This is a genomic window from Streptomyces sp. NPDC001920, assembly GCF_053594495.1.
Genome location: NZ_JBSFEP010000008.1, coordinates 160,728 through 180,230, shown reverse-complemented (window position 1 = coordinate 180,230; position 19,503 = coordinate 160,728). Strand labels below are relative to the sequence as shown.

The 19,503-nt window shown below is 69.7% G+C and carries 10 protein-coding genes; 3 read left to right on the top strand and 7 right to left on the bottom strand.

Going from position 1 to position 19,503, the window contains the following annotated elements; translation table 11 throughout:
- The first annotated feature begins 25 nt into the window (after positions 1-25).
- The 3 genes from ACWCPI_RS15870 to ACWCPI_RS15860 all read left to right on the top strand — a co-directional run bounded on the left by ACWCPI_RS15870 (position 26) and on the right by ACWCPI_RS15860 (position 5,467).
- Complete coding sequence (locus ACWCPI_RS15870; protein WP_451038664.1) at positions 26-2,650, top strand: helix-turn-helix domain-containing protein; 2,625 nt, start codon at positions 26-28, stop codon at positions 2,648-2,650.
- 110 nt (positions 2,651-2,760) lie between these two features.
- On the top strand, positions 2,761-3,543 hold the full coding sequence (locus ACWCPI_RS15865; RefSeq protein ID WP_451038663.1) for a PE-PPE domain-containing protein: 783 nt from the start codon (positions 2,761-2,763) through the stop codon (positions 3,541-3,543).
- Between the two features lie 376 nt (positions 3,544-3,919).
- Positions 3,920-5,467, top strand: coding sequence for a hypothetical protein (locus ACWCPI_RS15860; protein WP_451038662.1), 1,548 nt, complete (start codon positions 3,920-3,922; stop codon positions 5,465-5,467).
- A gap of 133 nt (positions 5,468-5,600) precedes the next feature.
- On the opposite strand, the gene ACWCPI_RS15855 is transcribed toward ACWCPI_RS15860, so the two are convergent.
- From ACWCPI_RS15855 to ACWCPI_RS15825, 7 genes are all read right to left on the bottom strand, one after another.
- Positions 5,601-5,810 carry a hypothetical protein gene (locus tag ACWCPI_RS15855; protein ID WP_451038661.1) on the bottom strand — a complete coding sequence of 70 codons (210 nt, stop codon included), beginning with the start codon at positions 5,808-5,810 and terminating at the stop codon, positions 5,601-5,603.
- Between the two features lie 111 nt (positions 5,811-5,921).
- Positions 5,922-6,656 (bottom strand): YqeB family protein, encoded by a 735-nt coding sequence (locus ACWCPI_RS15850; protein WP_451038660.1) that lies wholly within the window; start codon positions 6,654-6,656, stop codon positions 5,922-5,924.
- A gap of 273 nt (positions 6,657-6,929) precedes the next feature.
- The gene (locus tag ACWCPI_RS15845; protein WP_451038659.1) at positions 6,930-7,196 is read right to left on the bottom strand and encodes a hypothetical protein; all 267 of its coding nucleotides are present in this window, start codon (positions 7,194-7,196) and stop codon (positions 6,930-6,932) included.
- Positions 7,197-7,541: 345 nt separating this feature from the next.
- A complete protein-coding gene (gene drmB / locus ACWCPI_RS15840) occupies positions 7,542-9,404 on the bottom strand; it encodes a DrmB family protein (protein ID WP_451038658.1) in 1,863 nt (620 codons plus the stop codon).
- A complete protein-coding gene (locus ACWCPI_RS15835) occupies positions 9,401-12,658 on the bottom strand; it encodes a helicase-related protein (RefSeq protein ID WP_451038657.1) in 3,258 nt (1,085 codons plus the stop codon). Before ACWCPI_RS15835 ends, drmB begins: the two co-directional genes overlap by 4 nt.
- Positions 12,655-14,556, bottom strand: a complete 1,902-nt coding sequence (locus ACWCPI_RS15830) for a UvrD-helicase domain-containing protein (protein WP_451038656.1) — start codon at positions 14,554-14,556, stop codon at positions 12,655-12,657. Before ACWCPI_RS15830 ends, ACWCPI_RS15835 begins: the two co-directional genes overlap by 4 nt.
- The gene (locus ACWCPI_RS15825) at positions 14,553-19,313 is read right to left on the bottom strand and encodes a DEAD/DEAH box helicase (protein WP_451038655.1); all 4,761 of its coding nucleotides are present in this window, start codon (positions 19,311-19,313) and stop codon (positions 14,553-14,555) included. Before ACWCPI_RS15825 ends, ACWCPI_RS15830 begins: the two co-directional genes overlap by 4 nt.
- Between the last annotated feature and the right edge of the window lie 190 nt (positions 19,314-19,503).

Below are 19,503 nucleotides of genomic sequence, written 5' to 3'. Positions count from 1 at the left end.
AACTCAGGGGGAAAGGCCGTGACTTGTGGCCGGTGAGTTCGGTGAGGTGCTGCGGCGGCTGCGGGCTCGGGCGGGGTTGACCCAGGACGAGCTGGCGGAGCGTTCGGGGGTGAGCGAGCGCACCATCCGCCGCCTGGAGAGCGGCAAGCGCACCAACCCACGCATGACCACGGTGCAGGAACTGGCCAGGGCACTGCCGCTACGGCCGGAGGAACGCGAGGAGTTGCTGAGGGCGGCGGTCCCTGGGGAGGTGGGGAGCGGCCAGAGCAACCAAGGCGGCCCATGGGACGAAGTCGAGGGCGGAGCCTCGACCGATCAGACGACGGTGGATACGCGTCTTGGGGCGGTGCCCGGCGATTCCGCGGGGGTGGCTACGGGCCCCGGGGCGGTGCCCGGCGATTCCGCGAGGGTGGCCACAGGCCCCGGGACGACGCCCGCCGACCCCGCCAAGCCGCCCACAGACCCCGAGACGGCCCCCACGGCAGTCATCCCCACCGTCACCCCCGCCGGCGCCCCCACTGTCACCCCCGCCGGCGCCCCCACTGTCACTCCCACCGTCCCTCCCGCAGTCACCCCCGCCGAGCAACTCGCGAAGCTGGTGGCCGCCCGCTGGCAGCGAGAGGAGGAACAACGCCAGGTCCAGGACCCCTTCCCCCTGCCGGTCCGCTGGCGAACGGCCCCCGAGTCGCTCACCGACCACTGGGCCAACATCCTCCGCCTCCCCGCGAAGGCCACGGCCGACCCCCTCGACCTCGACGGCATGCTGGACGAGATCGCCGACACCTACCGGCGCATCCCGTCCGGACGCCTGGTCGTCCTCGGCAGATCCGGCTCCGGGAAGACGATCCTGGCCCTGCGCTTCGTCCTCGACCACCTGAGGACCCGCACCTCCGAGGAACCCGTCCCGGTGATCTTCAGCATCGGTGCCTGGAATCCCACCACGCTCACCCTGCGCGACTGGCTGACGGCCCAGCTGACACGCGATCACCCCGGTTACGCCGCACGGGGACCCGGCGGTGAGAGCCTCGCCTCCGCGCTCGTCGAGTCCGGCCGTGTCCTGCCCGTCCTGGACGGCTTCGACGAGATGGCCGACGGCCTGCGCCGCCCCGCGCTGGAGGCCCTCAACGCCACCACCCTCCCGCTCGTGCTCACCAGCCGTCCCGCCGAGTACGCCGCCGCGGTCGCCGAGACCGACGTCCTGACCGCCGCCGCCGCGCTCGAACTCACCGACCTCACCCTCGACGACCTCGACGCCTACCTGCCGCGCACCACCCGCAAGACGGACAGGTCGGACCCCGGCACGAACGCCTGGACGCCCGTCCTGACCGAACTCGGCAACCAGCCGCAGGACCACCCCGCGTCCCCGCTCTCCACGGTCCTGTCGACCCCGCTGATGGTCGCGCTCGCCCGCACCATCTACAGCGACACCCCCGATCACGACCCGGCCGCACTCCTCGACACCGCACGCTTCGCCGGCCCGGAGGAGCTGGAGGACCACCTCCTGGACAACTTCATCCCGACCGTCTACCGACCCAGGCTGCACCGCGCCTCGTCCGGCCGTGCCCACCCCGGCTTCGAACCGGGCCCCGACCGCGCCCGGCACTGGCTCGGCTACCTCGCCCACCACCTGACCCGGCTGCAGACCCCCGACCTCGCGTGGTGGCGGCTCGGCGACGGACTGCGCCGCTCCACCCGCGGCCTCGTCACCGCGCTGGTGACCGGACTGGCCATCGGCCTCATCGACGCCGTCGTCAGCGTCGCCTTCCACGGCACCCTCATCGGCCCCCTCGTGGACGCGACCGCCGTCGGGCTCCTCGCCGGCCTCATGTTCGGGCTCCTGCACTGGCTGACGTACACGGTCAAGGGCAAGCGCGTCATGCCGTCCGTCGTACGTCTGCAGATCCGCGGCAGGCCGAGGAGCACCGCGTGGACGGCCGGCCCCCGACTGGTGATCGGGACGCTGGGCGGTGCGGTCTTCGGCTTCGGGTACGGATTCGTCCTCGGCGTGGTGAAGTCGTACGCCCTGACGCCCGAACTCTCGGCGGTGCTGCACGTCGGGTTCGTCGACGGGCTCGTCTACGGCCTGGTCTTCGGCGTCGGCACCGGCCTCACCTTCTGCCTCCTCGGCCTCCTCGAAACCCCGCTCGACCTGGACTCCGCCGTCAACCCCCGCGGCCTGCTGCACACGAACCGCCGCACCGTGACCACCCAACTCCTCGTCTGGGCACCCACCTTCGGGGCGGTCGTCGGGTTCGGCAGCAGAGCGGCCGTCGACTTCCTGCAGGGCCCCTTGGGCCCCCTCGCCTGGCCCTCCGAGGCCAGTCTCCTGCTCGGCGTCATCAGCGGCCTCGGTGCCGCCCTCGGCCACGTGCTCACCCTGACGGCCTGGGGGCAGTGGCTCGTCCTCTCCCGGATCTGGCTGCCGTTGACGGGCCGCCTGCCGTGGGCGCTGCTCACGTTCCTGGAGGACGCCTACCAGCGCGGGGTGCTGCGCCAGGCCGGTGCGGTCTACCAGTTCCGCCACGCCCGCCTGCAACACCACCTGGCCCAGGCCTACCGGACAGGCCGTACCTCCGGCCGGCCGGCCCGCCGCGGCAGCCGACGGCTCCGCCGCTCCGGCCGTCACGACGATTTCATCGCGCCTCTCTAGCGTCCGATGACGTGACGCCGGCCGGCCGGCGGGCGCCGGCTCGTCCGCGCCGCCGGCGGCTCCACCCACGCCACCGACACCAACCACACCATCGGACCAAGGGGGAACTCATGTCGAAGAGCAGCCGACTCCTGCGCCGCGCCAGGACAGTCGCCACAACCGTCGCTCTCACGGCGGCGATGACGGCCGCCGCAGCCGTCGCGCCCACGGTCGCCCAGGCCGACGACACCGCCCCGCACCACTACTACATCGAACTCGGCGGCACCGGCAGCGCCCAGTCCGCCCCCACCTGCACCGGGACGTTCTACTACGCCAACCAGCACCTGGAGGAAGGCGCCCAGGCCGTCCCCGTCTGCTACCCCGCCAGCGCCGGTCCCTGGCTCAACGGCCAGAACGTCCCGGACCTCATGGCCCCGAGCTACGACAGCAGCGTCGCCCAGGGCTACACGAATCTCCTGGCCGCCGCCGAGGAAACCCACCGCAAGGACCCGACGGCACGCCTGACGATCGTCGGCTACTCCCAAGGCGCCCAGGCTGCCGACGCGGTACTGGAGACGATCGCGAACGGCGGCACCGCCATCCCACGGGAACTGGTCGACGGCAAGCTGTACGCCGACCCGAAGCAGCCCGACACCGGCATGTGGGCCAGGGTCCCCAAGGGCCTGGGCGCGCTGGGCCTGACCTCCACCGGGCCCGGCCCCAGGGAGTTCCCGGGCGTCCCGGTCGCCCGCTTCTGCATCCGCGGTGACCTGGCGTGCGACGCCTCGGCCCCGGTGGCGGCGTTCGACTTCTTCCTCACCGACAAGCACCGGCGCTACGCGCTGGACGGCAACATCATGACCCGGACCATCGCCCAGGACGGCCTCAACGGGACCTTCTGGTACGAGTCCTGACGCCTGCCCGGACATGAGACGACAGCCCAGGTCAGCCGCGTCTGGCCTGGGCTCGACCATGCCCGGCCGGCTGTGACTCACGTCACGGCGGCAGCGGGGGGAAGAAAGCGGCTGCTGTGTCGGCGGTGCTGGCATGCTCATGCATGACTACTGGGGGGTAACCGCCTGCGGCCCTGTCGCTCCGTGCGTCCGTGCGTCCGTGCGTCCGTGCGTCCGTGTGTCCCTGCGTCCACGGGTCCACGGGTCCACGGGTCCACGGCCACGCACCGGTGGACGCGCACCCGCATCCATCGTGCGCACAGCGCCCGTACAGCCACGCCCTCCCGTAGTTCACCTCCCGTAGCGCACCCCCATACATCGCTCCCGAGGAACACGCGTGCACAGATCCAGGCTCAAGGGCCACGCCTTACTGACGACCATCACCCTCGCGGCCCTGCTCACCACCGGCTGCTCCACCGACTCTCCGAGGGCCACCGCACCCTCGCCCACGACGGCGGCCGAAAGCCCCGGGGCCGCCGCGGTCCAGGAGCAACTCGCCGTCGTGGCCGCCCCCTCCGGTACGGCCACCCCCACCGCCGTGGCCGACGCGGGCGAGGCAGGCACGGCGAGGAAGTCCTCCCTCAAGGTCGCCTCGTACGACAGGAGCAGCGGACGGGCCGTGATCGAGGCCCGGTCCGCGGTGAAGCCTTCCACCGAGCCGACGGCCGGTTCCACACCCCGTTCACCCGCTCCCGGCACCAGTTCCCCGACGAGCCCTCCGGCCACCCCCGCCACCCCAGCCACCCCCGCCTCCCCCGCCACCCGGTCCCCGGTCTCCGTGGGCGACATCATCGCCAGCGCGCCGGCCCCCGGCGCCCCCGACGGCGTACTGGCCGAGGTCACCCAGGTCGTGGGCACCTCGCGGGACGGAGCCACGACGGTCGAGACGGAACCGGCGAAACTCAACTCCGTCCTCGGCGACCGTAAGGCCGACGGCACCGTCCCGGTCGACCCGTCGGCCATCGAGGTCGACCCGCTCCTCCAGGGCGTCAAGGTCTCCTGGGCGAAGACCGGCGACCTCCGCTTCGGCCCCGAGGGCGCCGCACTCCCGCTCGGCAGCCTCCGCATCGACGTGGGCGCGGCGATCGCCACGGCCGAGGGAGCGGAGGGCGCCCCGGCTGCGTCGGCTTCCGCCTCCGTCAAGGGGTTCGTCCAACTGGCCCCCGAGGTGGCCTTCTCGTACGACGGCTCCGGCGGCTCCGGCGGCTCCCGCGACTCCGGTACGGGCGCCGCGCCCGGCGGCGCCTTCCTCGGCCTGTCCGGCGACTGGGCGTCCCAGTGGTCCCTGAAGGGCCGGGCGGCGGCATCGAGCGGCGGGCAGCCCCTGCGCATCCCCTTCGCGAAACTGCATGCCGACCCGGTGATCCAGGTCGGTCCGATCCCCGTCGTCGTCAACCTGGACATGACGTGCTACATCCAGGTGACCGCCGACGGCCGGGTCACCGTGGACGTGGAACAGGACCTCAAGGGCGACTTCCGCGTCGGCGGCACCTTCTCCTGGGCCGAGGGCTGGACCCCCGTCAGCGAGTCCGACATGAAGGGCGAACCCCTGAAGGCCCGCGTCACGGCGGCAGGCGACGTCAAGGCCGCGCTGGGCGCCGAGGCCACCGTGGGCCTCTACGGCACGGTCGGCGTCACCGCCGACCTGGCCCCGTACGTCCGTGCCCACGCCGACGCCTCCGCCGAGTTCTCCTCGACGGGCACCGCCACGGCGACCGGCACCTACGCCCTGTACGGCGGCGTGGACCTGACCGGCTCCCTGCACCTCCAACTCACCATCTTCGGCACGCCCGTCTTCCAGAGGAAGATCCCGCTCGGTGCCCTGCACCGCGAGTGGCTGCTGACGAAGGGTGAGGGAACGGCGACGACAACACCGGCGACGTAGACGACCGGTTGACGTCTACGCCCCGTCCAGCCGTACGAGTGGACGTCCCGCGGCCCGAGCCGAACCAGAAGCCACCACCTGGGCACGGCCCGCGGGACCCCCACCCCCACCCGTCCCGCACGGGCCAGTGACTTCACTCATCGGAGCCGGAGTTCGACGCCGAACCGCCGCCGAGCCCCCGCCCCTTACGCCGGGAACTCCCCACCACCTCACCGAGGGCCAGCGTCACGGCGGCCACACCCCGCACCCACCGCGGCCCCCCGCGTGACGCCCACACGACGCAGCCGCATCCCGCGACGACGAGCGCGAGAACCCCGACCAGAACGAGCACGATCACACTCATCCCCTCCATCCCTCCCGGTCCGGGTCATCCTCTCAGCCGTCACGAACCGTCAGGCGTTCGGCGTACGGGGAACCGAGCGGTCGGCGTGCTGCTGTCGTGACGCCGGTCCGGTCAGGGAAGCCGAGGCATCCGCCAGTACTGCCGCTTCTTCTCGTCCCGCACGACGACGCCGAGCCTCAGCAGCTCCCCACGCAACTCCCGGGCGTCCTCGCCACCGCTCTCCTTCTTCCGCGCTTCCGCACGAGCCCTCAGCAACGCGTCCGCCCCCTCGGGCAGACCGGGAACACCGGGAACCCAGCGCCGGAACTCCTCCCGGTACGGGTCCTCGTCCGCCCAGCGGTACCCGTGCTCGGCGAAGGCGTCGGCCAGCCGCCGCCAGGGCAGATGACAGTCCTCCCGCGCGAGCTCCATCCCGTCCGGACCGAGCAGCACGAACTGCTTGCCGTCCCGCACCGCGAGGGCGACCTCATCACGGGTGAACTCCTGCGAGGCGTCCCTGATGGTGAGCACGACACGATCGCCGGAGAGCCTGACCCGCAACGACTCGTGCACGGCCAGGAAGGCGACGAACAGCCCCAGGACCGCTCCCACGCCCACGGCCCCGACGGTCCGCCACGGCTCGGGGACGGAACTCAGCAACTCCGCCGGCCCCTTCAACGGCGCCCAGCGCAGCGTCACCAGCCAGTCCGCGAGCAGCGGCGCCAGCCAGCCGACCACGACCCCGCACCCCACCCAGAAGAGCACAAGCACCCAGGCCGACTCCGCGACGTCGGTGGCACCCCGGTCGAGCGCACGCCCACCGAGGTCCCCACTGCCCTTCTCCACAACGTCCCCCGTATCCCTCATGTCCCCATCCCGATGCCATGGCCGTACGCGGCCAGCGCCATTCTGAAGCCAGGCCGCACCCCTGGTCGTCGGCCGATCGTCTACGGCACCGCGACTTTGGTCGCCCACCCGGCCGGCGCCCCGGCGAACACCCAGGCCTCGGGCGGGATGGGCCACACAGAGACCCCAGGCCCCGGGCGGGGTGGGGCACACAGAGACAGGGCCTCGGCGCCGGGCAGATGCCCGGGCGCCGAGGCCCCATGTCAGTGAGCCAGGTGAAGGGTCTCCAGCTGCTCAGTGGTGGCCGTGGTGGCCGTGTTCGCAGGAGGAGCCCAGGTGGGTGTTCTGCCCACCCGCGTTGCCCTCACCGTTGAGCGCATTGCCCAGCAGGCCGTTCAGGATGCCGACATTGCCCAAGACGTCAATGTTCATGTCGTGTGACTTGCATCCTCCGGCGGCCTTCACGACGGTCGCGCTCTGTGCGGTGGCGGTGCCGGTGGCTATGTAGCTGAAGCTCCCGAGGATGGCGGCCGCGACAGCGGCCTTCTGAAGCTTGCGCATTTTTTCCTCCTTGGGTCGACAGAGCGCACGATAAAAGATCCACTAAGCGCTCATTTCGGAGGCTAATCCGATATCTCCCCCACCGCTCATCGAGGCCGCCATCCGGGGAACTGACACCCAATCGGCTGGGGAGGGGTGCACCTGGTCGGGGCGGGCCGCGGACGTGGGTGGGTGGGCCTCCTGACGGATGGCACGGCCAAGCGCGTGCCCTGACGCACCGTCGTGATGTGACGGTGCGAAACACGGCACCGGAGTTCTCGTCGCCGAAGAACGCCGGCTGCCCGACCGCCTACGCGTCTCGCTCTCCTCGAACTGTCGTTGCCGTGACCCCTGAACCGGGGTCCGTCAGGCATCCACCACCTTCGAGAAGAAACCCAAGTCGGGGTCCTCCGGTGTGCCGACGAGCAATGCGCGGTCGAGCAGGATGTTGTTGTGCTCGCAGCTCGTCTCCGGAAGCATCACACAGGCGTGACAGGCGGCCAGGTTCGTGCCGCCGGTGCCGGAGGCTTCGGTCTCGATGCACAGGGGATCGGCGGAGCACCAGCAGGCCCGACGGATCGCCGCCCGAAGGGCGTTCGCCAGCTTCTCGGGCTCGCCCTGAGCGACCAGGCCGCCGAGACTTCCCGCGGAGTCGCTCGTGGCGGTGTAGACGAGCAGACCAGCCATCTCCTCGTCGGCGTAGAGGCGTTCACGAAGAGCCGCGGCCGGATAACCGGCGTCCAGGCTCCACTCGTTGATCAGCACATGGGCCAAGGTGTGCAGCAGCACCATGCGCGGGGTAGCGGGGGAGGGCTGAACCTGGGAGGGGTCCGAAGCCCACTGCTCCATCAGACGCTGGTGTGCGCTACGGACACGCTCCCCGCGGTCGATCACTGCGGGGAGCTTTTCCCAAGCGGCGAGCGGATCGTCCGCCAGACGCAGGAAGACGCCTTCGCCGCGTACCTCCATGGCGGGCAACCAGTTCAGACGAGTCTCGGAAAGCGAGCTTTCGTAAGCCTCGGTGGCCGAGTTGGGGTCGGCGAGTCGGGTGAACGCCTTGAGCGCGCGGACCTCGCGGAGCTTCTTGACCAGCATGGGCCCTGTGACGCCGGTGCCGTCGAGAGCGGCTGGGGAGGTGAGCGGAGTCTCGCAGATGAACTGCTCAGTGTGGGAGCGCTCACGCTCGTCGTTGCCGGCGCGGAGGCGCTCGTACTCCTTGTTGCGCAAGGCACGGTAGCGGTGGTCGAAAGAGCGAACCTCGTCGCCTGTGGGGTCCTCCTCGCGTTCCGCGGCGAGGAGTGCCATCACCTCGTCGATGGGCACCGGGATGTCGTCACCGAAGACGAATTTGAGGCGATCCTCCACCTCTGCTCGACCGTCCAGTTCGCGAAGCCGATCCCAGTACGGAGCAAGCAAGTCCGCCCGTCCGTCACTCCACGGCGGGATGGACAGCGCAGACTTCAGCACCGGCTGCCAGACGGCGGAGGAACCACGCTGGAGGGTGCGTGGAGTGCGGCTGCAGGACTCCGCCGGGACGGAGGTACCGAGCCACGGTCGGGTGCCTCGGCAACGCAGACCGAGGTCCTTCAGCGCGCTCTTGCGGAAGGAACCCTCCATCGACACTTCGGGCACTCCGCAGCTGCACGACACGAGGATCGAGCGCAGCGAGGAACTACGGCCGGACGTGCGCAGCCTGAGCGTGCCGCCGCACTGGCCGACGGTTGTCGTGCCGCGCCCTGCGGCGCGGTGGACCCAATGCCAGTACGGGAACTCGTCGAGGTGGCCGACCTCGCAGGCGATCACGAAGCGGGAGGGGACCAGATCAGCCTCGCAGGTGCCGCAGATGCTCTTGCCGGGTGGAGGGTTGAACTCGCGGTGGCGGCGCAACTCGTTGCACTCGGGGCAGGAATGCATGAGGGGGAAGCGGCGGACGCGGATGCCGTCCCTGCTGTGCTCGTCGGACGCGGGCGGCAGCCGGAAGTGCTCGACATTCAGGATGCGAGCGAGGCGACGTTCGTAGATGCGCGGCGCCTCGTCCATGCTCCAGTGCTCATCGGCCTTGTTCAGGCCGGAGACGACGAAGGACTCATGGTCCACCGCGATCAGCGAACCTACGCCGTACGTCGTGATCGCCTGGGCGCGACGGACCGCACCGCGACGCAGGAGGTTGTGGGCGGGCGCAGATCCGTTCACGCCCGAACGGCGACGGCGCGCGGGGGGCGGGGTCATCGGGTGGCCTCCATGAACAGGACGGACTCGGCATCGACGTCGCGCAGGCTCCACAGGGTGGGCCAGGCCTCGGCGTTCTCGGCCTCGTCGTCGTACGGCTGAAGAAGCGAGGGGATGCGCCTTCCCTTCTTCGGTTCGAAGAGCAGACCGTTGTGGATGTCGGCTTCGTCGCACCACCAGTCGAGGAACTCGTCGAAGGCCCGGGAGACGGCGTCGGCTTCCTCGGGGGTGACAGCGCGGACACGGTCGAGGAGGACGGGCTTGATCTCGTCGCGGATGCGGTGCGCGTACGACTCCACCATGCCTGCGGCCTCGTTGGGCCGAGCCTCCGGGAACATGATCCGGGTCAACGCGACGATCACCGCGTGCAGTCCTCGCTCGCGGGCGCGGGCGGAGAAGGGAGTGACGGACGTCGACTCGACCTCGCGGTAGAGCGCCGAGTGGAAGTGCAGGAAGTTCTCGTAGTGGGAGCGATCGCGCGAGCGGGTCGCGTTGAGCATCACGGAGACCAGGCCTGGGTGGGCGCGGCCGACGCGGCTGGTGGCCTGGATGTACTCGGCAGTGGTCTGGGGCTGGCCCATCACGGCCATCAGGCCGAGCCGGTCCACGTCGACGCCGACGGCGATCATGTTGGTGGCCAGGAGGACGTCCACGACATCCGGGTCGGGCAATGCCCGCTCGATGCCCTTGAGGCGGGCCGGGATCTCGCTGGCGTCGATGCGACTGGTCAGCTCCGAGTAGTTGGCGATGGAACGCACGGTGGTTTCCTCGCGTGCGGCGAGCAGTTCCAGATACGCCACGACGTCGTCGTGGACCTGGAGTTCGGCCGCGGAGAGCAGCCGGAGGCTGTTGAAGTAGCCGACGAGGCTCCAGTAGGCGTCCCGAACATCGTCCGAGGTCTTCGCCTGCTTCGCCCGATGCAGCAGAGTCGCGTAGGTGCGGATGAGCAGCGTGGACTGGCTGGTGCCCGGGGCGAAGAGGCCCACGTAACGTCGGCTCGCCTTCTCCTCGCGAGGGGTCTCCACGGCGAACCAGGAGTCCCGGGAGTCCAGGCCCGCGGGCGGGAACTGGCGGACCTCGCGGTCGAAGAGGCTGCGGCCCTGGTCGGCGGCGCGCCGGATGGTCGCAGTCGAGGCGATCACCTTGGGGCGACCGGCGAGCTCGTCGACGGCGGTCTCGTAGAGACCGGTGAGTGTGCCCAACGGACCGGAGATGAGATGGAGCTCGTCCTGGACGATCAGCTCGGGTGGTGGTGTGCGGTCGGTGGGGTCGTCCCGGTTGAAGAGGGCGGCGGTGGCCGGACGCCACGGCATGGACGCAAATTTGTCGACGGTGGCGATGACCAGCGTCGGCCGGGCGTCGTACACCGCCTCGTCGATCAGATGGACGGGCAGACCGTTCGCGAAGTCGCAGCCTGCGCCCGGGCAGCGGACGTACATGCGTTTGGCGTCCTCGTCGACCTCGTACGCGCGGGCGTCCAGGCGGGTGCCGCACCAGGGGCAGGCATGCAGCTGAACCGGGTTCTTGGTCGCCAGGCGCTTGTCGAGGTCCTTGTGCAGTTCTGCCAGTTGCTGGTTCGCGTCCTTCAGCTTGTTGGGTGTGGCGGATTCACCGACCCACATGCCGAGGGAGAACGGTTCGCCGCCCAGCTCCGACAGGTTGCCGAGACGAATTTGCTCCATCGCGCAGAGCAGGATCGTGGCGCGCTCGAACTGCTGGAGCGTCAGCAGGCGGAGCGTGTACCGCATCAGCACGGTGACGCCTCCGCCGTCCTCACGGAGCCGGATCCGGCGCAGGAAGGAGGTGAGCGCGATCAGCCCGAGATACGCCTCGGTCTTGCCACCGCCGGTGGGGAACCACAGGAGGTCCGAGACCTCTCGGTCGCGGTGCTCGGGATCGTCGATGCCGGCCAGGCAGAGCAGGACGAAGGCGATCTGGAACGGCCGCCAGCGGCCCTTGTCCGGTTCGGGAGCCCCGTGGCGGCCCCTCTTCACCCAGGCGCTGCGGGCCCGCTGGTCGGCCATGGCTCGGTTGGCCAATCGGAAGGCCCGCATCAGATCGGGTTTGGTACGAAGGAGGGCGATTCCCTCGCGGATCCGGCCCAGCGCTTCGCGGCAGGCGTCGACCTGGTCGCGGGCGGCCTTCTCGTACGCACCGCCGATCAGGGCGTCGGCCTCGGCCTGCTTGCGGTCGATCCACCGCTCGTAGCCCATGGCGAGCGCTTCCAGCGCGGCGACGACCTCCGTGTCCGGGCGCTCCGCCAGACCGAGCATGGACAGAGCGGAGCTGTCGATATCCGGGTTGGAGTCGGTGAGCAGCACCTCCACGGTCGGCACGAACGCGCTTCGCACCTCGGACACACCGGCCCGTCGGGAGTCCGTCATACCGATCGGCGGAGGCGTCCAATCCCACTCGGCGGCGCAGCCGTGACCGACGGCGAAGGTCGGGGCGTGGCGGTGCAACAGACGGCTGGTGGCTACGTCCGGGTCGTGCGCGAGGTCAGGGGCGGGACGCTCGACGAAGGCGCTGGATCCGTCGGACGCGCGGACGACGAGCCCGCACTGGAACAGGGAGAACGCGTCCTGCAGCTCCCGCTCGCCGACCTTGTGCGTGTTGACCAGGGTCACCGTGACGGTCACCGTGCCCAGCCGCGCGTCGGGCCGTCGGACGTTGACGCGCAGCGCCACTCCGTCGGCCAACTCGAACCGCAGGTCGGGTGCGGGCGTGGTCACGTCCACAGTGGTGTCCGGCAGCGTGAGTTCCTCACGACGCCAGTGCTCCTGCTGGTCGGAGGTGGTGCGGGCCTCGGCCCGACGCGCGGGGACCGGGTTGCCGTCCGCGTCCGTGGGCCGGTAGGCGGCGGCCCGGGCACTGATCACGACGGAATCGCCTATGCCCGGGTCGATCGCGAAGGTGAGCCCCATGGAGGACGGCCGGCGGGACCCGGCGGCGCCGACCTCCTGCGCGGTCCCGGACTCCTCCGTGTTGTCGCGTGTACGCAGCGGGGTCATGTCCAGACCCTCGTGCTCCGCCTCGTCCTCGAGCATCCTCTGCTCGGCTTGGTCGTCCGCCGACCTCGGGTAGAGGACACCGGTCAGGTAGCGGTCGATCGGGGCGTCCTGGGCAAGGACCTCCTGTCGGTCCTCGGGAGCGGCTTCCCACGCAGGGCCGAAAAGCTCGCGGCGGAGGCCGAACAGCAGCTCCTCGTCCCGAACCCGGTAGTGCTCGGCGTGCCGGTTCTTCGTGCCGCTCATGCGCGCTGCTCCTCGTCGTCCGCCCGTCGGTACCTTCCGATTCCGGTGATGCGGGGCGCTATCCACACACCTCGGTCACCGAGGCCGGCGTTCGCGCCGGCGGCAGTGCTGCCTGCGACGGACTCCAGGATGTCGACGCGAAGCCCGTGGATCTCGTCGGGCCACCAGGGGTCCCACCCGCGGTTCACTTTCTGCACCTGAAACAGCTCCTGCCGGAACCGCTCCGAGACTTCACCGATCTCCCGTCCGTGGTGCAGGAGGGCGTACGGCGGGCTCTGCCACTCGCCGAGCGGCAGGTCGTGCCGCCTGCGCAACACGACCTCGTGGCCGGAAGCGACGTGTTCCAGAAGGTAGGCCTGGGTCGCCACGGCGTCGGTCTCGTGGCCGGGAGGGCTGTCCGCGCATACGTCACCGGACTCGCCGACGATCCCATAGCGGTCGTACTGTCTCCAGCCGCCCAGGAACCTGCGGCCGTTCTTCCTGCCACCGGCTCGCTTGAAGACCGGCAGATCGGGTCGATCCGCGTGATACAGGTCCTGACGGGCACGCGTCAGGGCCACATACAGGGCGCGGGCCTCGGCCGGGAGGTCCAGTTCCTCCTTGAACTGCTGCCGCAACTCCGCGACGGTCGGCGGGGCGAGGACGATCACCCGGTCGAACTCCAGCCCTTTGGCCCGGTGCACCGTGGAGACCACGATGCGTGCCGTCTCCGGATCGGCCAGCTCGTCCGGGAAACGGCCGTCGGCAACCAGACGGCGCAGCCGGTCCAGGTCGAGGACGTCTCGCCCCGGTCCTCGCGCGGCGCGACGCAGCACGGACCACACGGTGTCCGGGTTCGGCTCGAACGGCAGGGGTATCGCCGCCAGCAGCGAACGGAACCGGTCTTCGGAGAGCGTCGCGGACTCCGTGCGGCGCAACAGCTCGGCCACCCAGTACGGGACCGGACGGTCCTCCAAGGGGCGTCGCAACCGGTGGTTCACGCCGTGCTCGTGAAGCAGCTCCGAGACGAGGAGGGCCTGCGGGTTGTCACGGGTGAGAATCGCGCAGGTGTCAGGGAAGTCGCGCAGTCCGTCGAGGACGAACGGGTCGGTGAAGGAGCCCATGCCGTTCGCCGGATCGAGGAGCAGCTCGCGCATCTCTTCGTAGAGGGCCGCGGCCTCGTCGGCATCCGAGACGTTCTGGAGGCGCGGCCCGTGAGGCAGTGCGATCCGGGCCTCCGGGGTGACCGCCCGGAAGTTCTTGGTGAGGCGGAGTTCGACGAGGTCGTCCGGGTAGGAAGCACGGAGCCAGTCGAAGAACCGGCCTGTTTCATCGGCGCGTTCGGCCAGGTCAGCGATCTGGAAGCCGTAGACGGACTGTGCGGCGTCACCGACCACGGTGAAGCCGCAGCTCTCCTGATAGCGATCGAGCAGCGTCTCCACGAGCTCTCGGCGGTCGCCCAGCAGGTCCTGCACCTCGTCTATGACCACATGCGCGGGGGGCACGGCGTCACCGGCCTCCAGCGCCCCCATCTCGACCGCACCGGCAGCGGCCTCGATCCGTTCCAGGAAGGAGACCGCACTCCAGTCCTTGTCCGGATACGACTGCCGCAGCAGCCCATGGGCCCAGGCGTCGAAGGTCTGTGCCCGCACCCGACGGGCGCGCTCACCGTGCCGGGCGATTCGCTCCGCCAGCTCCCGAGCCGCCACCCTGGAGAAGGTGAGCACCAGAATCTCGGAGGCCTCCAGCACCTCCTCGGCGTCCTCGTTCCCGCACAGCGCGTCGAGCCGGCGCACCAGTGTGTGGGTCTTACCGGCCCCCGCGCCGGCGGTCACCAGGACGCGGGCGTCCCAGCGCTGCTCGACCACGGCCCGCTGCTCCTCGGTGAGCGGAGGGCTGTCGAGGTAGGCGTCGATCACGAACGGCTCCAGAGGTGCTCGAACTGGGTGAATGCGAGCTGGGTGTCGAAGTTCTCGATGTTGTCGCTCACGTTGAGGATCAGGCAGCTGTCCTTGCCGCCGTTCCGGGGTCCGCGCAGGCCGCGACCGATCATCTGCTGGTACACGTTCGTGCTGTAGACCGGCCTGGCCACGACGACGGCGCGGGTGGCCGGCGCGTCGAAGCCCTGGGTGAGAACACCGTAGTTGGTGAGCACCCGAATGCGGCCGTTTCGGAAATTCTCGATGCGGGTGCGACGGTCCTGGGCGCTGGTGGTCGAGTCGACGGCGGCGGAGCGAATACCGCGGTCGTTGAGCATGGCCGCCAAGTACTTCGCGTGGTCCACGGAGGTGGCGAAGAGCAGCGTCGGCCAGTCCTCCGGCAGAGCGGCCACCTCGTCGACGATGCGACGGCTTCGCTCGTGGTCGTCGGCGAGTCGCTGCTCGGCGGAGCGAGAGAGCATCGCCATGCGGTCGGCATGGGTCTTCTCGTCCCGGGTCAGCTCGATCTTGCCGCCCTTCAGGGTCCGGTGCTCGACCTGAGCGAGCATCCCCCACTCCTGCAGGTCCCGGTAGGGATCCCCGGACGGGAAGACCCCCTCGTCGAGACGTCGGTTGCCGAAGCGGTTGACCAGCCGGCGGGTCTCCTCCTCGTTGGTGTTGCGGAAGGGGGTCGCGGTCAGACCGAGCAGATGGCGCCCGGTCTCGTACTGGGTGAGTCCCAGCTGTCCCAGGATCTCGGTGTACCGCTTGGAAATGGCGGTGTGCGCCTCGTCCACGATCACCAGCACGGCCTGTCGCAGCCAGGCGTACTGGTCGGTGGCCAGGCACCGCTCCAGCTTGGCATCGGTCGCGACCACCAGGTGGGGGTGGTCGACGACGTTTCCGACCTCGTTGGTGCTCCACAGCCGGCTGATGGTGAGCGGTCGCTCCGCGCCGACCTTGTTCCAGACGAACTTCCAGCTCTGAACCGCCTGTTCGCACAATTCCTCGGTCTGCGCGATCCACAGCAGAGGACCCTTGAGGTCACCGAACCGCTTGACCCAGCGGATCACGGCCTCGGCGGTGACACGGGTCTTGCCGGCGCCGGTGGGCAGGGACAGCATGCCGCGCTGCGGAGCCAGCCGGTCCAGCATGGTGGAGATGTTCCGGACCAGATCCTCCTGGTAGTCGTGGAGGCCCGGGAAGTCCCGAGGGCCCTCGACCGTCTCGAAGGCAGGCGGGGACGGAGTCCTGGAGCCGGCGAACGCGACAGGCAGCTTCAGGTCCGAGACGAAGGCGATGGCGGCCGACGAACCCGTGTAGCCGACCGGAGCGTTGGGGAAGCGCGCCTGGATGTCCCGGGCGTGCTGCTGGAGTACCCCGTCGCCGTGCGCGTTGAACGCCATCTGCGCGATCCGGCGTCCGGACGGCTCCACGCCGTCGTTCGCCTGCAGCTCGGCCTCCATCAATCCCTCAGGGAGCCCGGCACGCAATGCCTCCGCCCCGATCAGCAGCTCGATCTTGGCGACCACGTCCGCGGCGTCGCGTACGGCCTTTTGCGCGGCCTTCATCTCGCTGTCCCGCGCCATGCGGTCCTGGTGTTCCAGTACGGCCCGGCACCCGGCCGCTCCGAGCCCGAGCCCGAGTTCGTGGTCGATCAGGATCAGCATCGGCTCGGGGTCCAGCGGGACGCGGACCTTGACGATGCCGTTCTGACTGACCGCCTTGAGCGGTGTGGCATGTGTGCCATTGGGCGTGCGAGTGATCTCCTCCAGCTCGGTGCAGCGCTGAACCAGGCTGTTGCGGTTTCCGCTGTTCAGGCGCTGTCGGAGGGCCGGGTACAGCTCGACGAGCGGCACTGGATCACCCTCGGCCACCTCGCGGGTCTCCCGGCTGATCACATCGGTGTAGCGGAGCATGCCCCACTTCTCGACCATCAGCTCGGCGTCCTCGGCGCTCGGCACGAGCAGCGCCGGCAGGTGCTCGGCACGGAGCGCCCGGTACTCGGCGGCGTTGACGGCGAGGGTGATTTCGTCGTCGGGGCGGGTGTCCCAGGTGTCGCCGATCCGACACCGGGTCAGGGAGTCCTCGGGGAAGTCAGCACCGAAGCGAGTCAGCATCACGTAGGTCGCGCCGACGAAGGAGTCGTCCTCGCTACGGGACACCTCTTCGAGGAGAGCGTCCCAGCGGTCTGCGGGAACCTCGTCGACTGTGGTCGGGAGCCGAAGCTTGCGGGCCTTCTCAGGGGAGATGTCGGCGACCGGCAGGACGTCACGGTAGGCAGCGAGCTGGGGGCCGACGGCCTCCGTCAGCGGCTTGATCCCCTGCGAGGTGGCGACCGTGCCGTACTTCCTCAGCATCCACCGGATCGGCGAGGCCGCCGCCTGCCGGGTGCTCGTCTGCGCGCCGATCTGGAGCGTCCAGTTGTCCACCACGGCGTCGTCGGGCAGCACCTTCAGGAAGGCCGCGCGCGACTCTTCGGAGAGAGCACGGAAGAGGTGGAGAGGGCCACCGATCGCGGCGCCCTCGACCTTCATCCGGTTGAGTGCCGGGCGGGGGGCGCGGCTTTCCAAGCTGCGCAGGTACGCGGCGTGCACGGCTGCGCGGTATTCCTCGAACCAGGCCTCGTCCGCCATGGGCTGCACGCCACCGGACGGTCGCTCGCGCAGGCCGACCTGTGAGAAGAAGTGAGTGTCGTCGGAGTGGAATGCCATGTCGACGGCGATGCTCGGATCGCGCTTCGCGTCCACCACGACACCCGGCAGCATGCAGTTCTCCATCGGTCGGAACCGGCCGTCGGCAGTCCGCACGCGAAGGGTCGAGCCCGGCGTGGGCACCCGTTCCAGGACTTTGTGAGCCACTCGATGGGCCCCGGCCTGGCGGAACAACTCCCAGAACCGCTCCCAGTCCGACTGGCTGTAGTGGCCGAAGCCCTGGTCGAGAACGCTGAAGAACCGGCCCTCGACATCGGCCTCCCGAATGCCCAGGACGCTGAGCGCGTACATCAGCGACGGGTCCTGGGCCAGTTGGTCGACCACGTACACCAGGGACTCGCGCAGTCCGCCCTGATCGACGCGGCGGAACACCTTGCCGTGTACGGGGGCGACGAGACCGTGCTCCTCGGTCAGTACGATGCGGGCCTTGCGCGCCTCATCGGCGTAAGGGGAGCGGACCTTGATCATGTCCGCGAGGATGCGGATGGCCACGGCCGACGCTTCGGCGGTACCGCTCTCGACCAGGGCCTCCAGCCATTCGCGGACGTCGGTCCGTCCGTGCCCGGCCGCGGCGAGGATGTGCTCGACCTTCCCGGAGCGCAGGGAGTCCGCCTCGACGCTCGGGTGCAGCCAGTTCGAGGGACGCCCGGGGCACTCGTGCCACATCCGGAGCCAGGTGGACAGCTTCTTCAGGTCCCTGTCGAGCCGAGGGTGGACCCGCAGCTCGGTCGGGACCCGCAGGACGCCGTCCTGGTCGGGCAACGACGGACTGTCCGCGGCGCGGTCCCAGATCTCCCGAGTCAGGAACTCGTCGGCCCAGCTGATGGCCTCCTTCACACGGCCGGGCAGCAGCGGGAGGTAGGCGGCCGGGTCCTCGGCGGGCGTGAGGGCGGGGAGGGAGCCGACGACCAGCTTGGCCGACACCCTGATCATCTCCTGGTTGAAGGGCGAGGAGTCGAGCAGATTCTGCCTGTCCTCGTTGGTCTTCCAGGCCCCGTTGAGGATGCCGCTCAGCGACATCTCATATTTGGTCGGGAAAAAGGACCAGAACTTGCCGCGACCGCGCGACCGCGGGCTGATGTACAGACCGCTCTCCGCGTCCTTCTCCAATGCGGGTACACCCCAGGCGAGTTCGAGCGAGAGCCGGTCGTGCAGCTCACCGGCGTCCGCGCGGGCCGCGGGGCCGGGTTCGTGGCTCGTGGTGAACACCCGCCACCGTTCGGTGGCAACGGCCTTCCCGGTCCGCTCCTCGACTACGGTGTGCAGATCTCCGTCCTGCCGGGCGGTCAGTACGCGGCGGGCCGCAGGGCGGGGCCGGCGGTCCTCCAGCACGACCTTCGCGACATGCGGCGAGAAGAGCTGGAAGCCGACCGGGAACTCGTCACGGGGCTCGCCGTGGTCCTTGGCACGACCGCCGTGCATGTCCCGACCCAGCCGATCATCGGCCTTGAGGAGCAGGGGCAGGCGAACGACCGTGGTCGCCCAGGTCAGCAGCTCGTCGAGGACGCCATCAGAAGCCCGTTCGACCTGCATGTCGAGCGGACGGGCCATGCGCAGGACGGGAGCGTCGAACTCCGAGCCGTAGCGCGCCGTCACACCCGGCACGGACTTGATCTGCTCGTAGGACCAGGCGCGGTCGAATCCGAAACTTCCGGTGGTGCTGAAGAATTCAGGTGTGTCAGTCACGACGAGGACGGATTTCACGCCGACCCCGAACCTTCCGATCTGTCCTCCGCGCTTCTTCGACATGCTCATCCGAAGAATGGTTTCCGCGCCCTCAGGGGTGACGGGACTTCCTTCGTTCGCGCAGTACAGATGGGTTCCCGTGAGGACGACGTGCACTTTCCCGCCGGGCCCGTCGGCGATTTCGTCGGCCGCGTTCTGGACGAGTTCGAAGAGCTGTCGATCACCATATCCGCCCTGAGTGATGCGGCGCTCTCCGTTAGCGTGTTCGGCCACGAGACCAGGGTCCACGGCATACGTTTGCAGGACGCGTGAAGACTGCTCGATGACGGTCTGAATTACTGGAGGGAACGACGACACTGGTCCAGCACTCCTGAGGTGTCAAAGATTCTGGTGAAAGTGTGTGTGACGGGCCGGCTGCCGACTGCATGCAGTCGGCCCATGGGTCTTTCGAGTGCTGCCGGAGGCGTACGGCCTCGATGCCTTTGCATGCTTCCGCTCGTGAAGCGTCAAGAGCGTGCGCCGAAGGGTCTCCGACCTCTTCGGGCGG